Origin of the sequence: Thermovirga sp. (genome assembly GCF_017656375.1) — a bacterium.
Classification (GTDB): domain Bacteria; phylum Synergistota; class Synergistia; order Synergistales; family Thermovirgaceae; genus Thermovirga.
This window is the reverse complement of record NZ_JACDOB010000074.1, coordinates 1-2,636: the sequence shown is the minus strand read 5'-3', so window position 1 is coordinate 2,636 and position 2,636 is coordinate 1. Positions and strand designations below refer to the sequence as shown.

At 40.9% G+C, this 2,636-nt stretch carries 3 protein-coding genes; all 3 read right to left on the bottom strand.

Annotated features, from left to right (window positions below; translation table 11 throughout):
* Positions 1–148: 148 nt before the first annotated feature.
* Entirely contained in the window at positions 149–1,006 is an 858-nt protein-coding gene (locus H0Z23_RS08900; RefSeq protein WP_296869094.1) for a hypothetical protein, read from the bottom strand.
* Positions 1,007–1,009: 3 nt separating this feature from the next.
* Positions 1,010–2,110, bottom strand: coding sequence for a threonine-phosphate decarboxylase CobD (gene cobD / locus H0Z23_RS08895; RefSeq protein WP_296869093.1), 1,101 nt, complete (start codon positions 2,108–2,110; stop codon positions 1,010–1,012).
* Between the two features lie 18 nt (positions 2,111–2,128).
* Positions 2,129–2,636, bottom strand: a 508-nt coding sequence (locus H0Z23_RS08890; protein WP_296869092.1) for a CobD/CbiB family cobalamin biosynthesis protein, incomplete at its 5' end; no start/stop codon positions are given.

Here is a 2,636-nt window from a genome sequence, read left to right as displayed (position 1 = left end):
CAATAGAACGACTGACTCAAAGGGGTTGGGAGGATATCCTCCCAACCCCTTTATTTTGTGCTACTTTACAAAAGTCGCTCCTACAAAAACGATAAAAATTTTTCCTATCACGCAAATTCAACAAATAACAAATCCAAAAACTAGGGCCTTAAACTAACACCTTGCATAGATACACTCTTCCGAATTCTTTTAATAACCCTTCCCTTTTCAAAAGTCTCTTTACTCTCTCAGCATCAGTGTATGCATTATCTATTAATATCCCAATCACTGTTCCACTGTGAGCCACATTAACGCCCACCGCTCCTGCTTTTTTTGCACAATCAATTATTGAACGTAATTTAGGCTTTTGCAGAACTTCCTCGTTTACAATAGAACTTATAGTTGCAGCTTCACCGACCAACAATGAGTTTTGCGTTCTAATTCCCTCTTTTAAAAGCCAGAGTGCGTACTCTATCTTATCCTGATTTTTCCTCTTGACTTCCGAATAGTCCGTCTCCCTGAATTTAAGGGTATCCAAGGTCTCATATGGCTCTAACACTAACACATCCAGAGGAGGCGCACTGCCCAAAGGTTCAATAATGCTTCCCTCAAGATGATCAAAAAGAGTAAGACCAGGGAAAAGTACGCTATCAGTCGGCTCAATCGATACAGCCATACTAGCTACCTCTGCATGGTCTATCTCCTTTCCGACAAGCAATGCAGAGGCCCTGATAGTGGCCACAATGTCGGCGGTACTGCTTGCCATTCCTTTACCCGCGGGAATAGAAGAATTCACTTTAATTTCTATATTGTAGGTATCTTCAGCGGATAATCCAAAAAACTCAAAACTTTTCGTCAGAGCTTCCCTGGACTTTTTAGGTCCTTGCTCCTTGCAAAAATAAGACACCTCTTCCAGAGTAACTTCCGAAAATAAATTGACAGTACAAGACACCAAACACTCCCTACCAGCTACAAATCCCTGAATTAGCTCCCCGCAAGACCCAGGACACCTCGCCGTTGCATTCATGCTTTAAGCTCCCCTACACTTTTTTAGAGCCAATATCAGCTTGTCATTGTCCTCTCTGTCCCTCACTGCCACCCTGAAAAAGCTATTGTTTAAGCCTAAAAAATTAGAGGCATCCCTTATCAAGACACCAAAAGGAATCAATTTTTGCCGCAGGGCAGAAGATGAAATTTCCTTATCCAAAATTTTAACCAGGATGAAGTTAGCGCAAGTGCTAAAAGGCTTTAACCATGAAAATTTTGATAATTCTTCCAATAAATATTTTCTCTCTATGCTTATCATGGATTTGCTCTTTTTGATATATTCTTCGTCTTTCAATGCTGCTGCTCCAGCAGCCGCAGCTAGGCCATTTACGCTCCATGGCTCTTTAAAAGATCGAATCGCCTCTTTTATCTTGACGCTCTTAGTTATCCCATACCCCAACCTCATGCCTGGCATACCAAAGAACTTGGTGAACGCCCGTACCACAATTATGTTTTTAAATTCGTCAAGAATATCTATGGCCATCGCAGAAGATACGTCATCTACAAATTCTATGAAGGTTTCATCTATAAGCATCAAAATATTCCGATCCCTGCAAAAGCATGCAATTTCTTTGACTATATGTTTAGGCAGTAGATTACCTGTAGGGTTGTTAGGGTTGCATAAAACAACAGCTTCCACACCTTCAAGGTTCCTAATTAATTTATTGGAAGACAAACGGAAATCATCTCTTTCTTTCAATAAGAAATACCTGGTTTTACAGCCCGCAAGCTTGGCAGCTCTTTCATATTCGCTAAAGGTGGGAATGGGAATCAAAACACTAGAGGGCTTCAAACTCCTAAAAAACAGATATATAAGCTCAGTAGCACCATTTCCTACAATAATATCATCTGAAGGAACATTCAAATATCCTGATATTGCCCTTTTCAGCTCTAAATAATCTGGGTCAGGGTACTTTACCGAAAACGACGATAATCCCTCTACTATGTTCGCTTTCGCCAATGCAGAAATACCAAGAGGATTTATATTTGCACTAAAATCCACTATGTCCTCTTCTCTAATAGCAAACTGACGACTAATTTCGTAAATATTACCACCATGAACAAAACCCTTTGAGGAAAGCATCTAAATCCTCCATTAGTATTAATATTTAAGCCAATGGCTAATTATTAAGCCCGACAAAACCATAACAACAGCAACACTATACATAATATTTATAGCTGCTTTTATGTGGTCGGCTTTCAAAGGTACCACCGGATCACCAATCGTAGGTTTTACTACTTTTTCTCCAAAATATGTGCTCTCTCCCCCAAGCTGGATCCCTAATGCACCTGCCACAGCAGACTCTGGAAAACCAGCATTGGGGCTTGTGTGATTGTACCTATCCCTAATAACAATCTTAAAGGAGTTGACCACGTCAAAACCACAGAAGCCTGAAGTTAGCGGAATGAGCATCCCTGCCAATCTTGCCGGAATCAAGTTTGCCAAATCATCTAGCCTGGCAGAAGCCCATCCCAAATGGATGTACTTTTCGTTCTTATAGCCCACCATCGAATCAAGAGTGTTAATGGCTTTATAAGCCATAGCGAGAGGGGATCCTCCCAGAAAAGCATAAAGTAGCGGAGCAAGCACGCCATCTACAGTATTTTCG

Bases quoted from the DNA above. Each gene is read 5' to 3' on its own strand.
- H0Z23_RS08900 (WP_296869094.1), bottom strand. From the start codon at position 1,006: ATGAATGCAACGGCGAGGTGTCCTGGGTCTTGCGGGGAGCTAATTCAG.
- cobD (WP_296869093.1), bottom strand. From the start codon at position 2,110: ATGCTTTCCTCAAAGGGTTTTGTTCATGGTGGTAATATTTACGAAATT.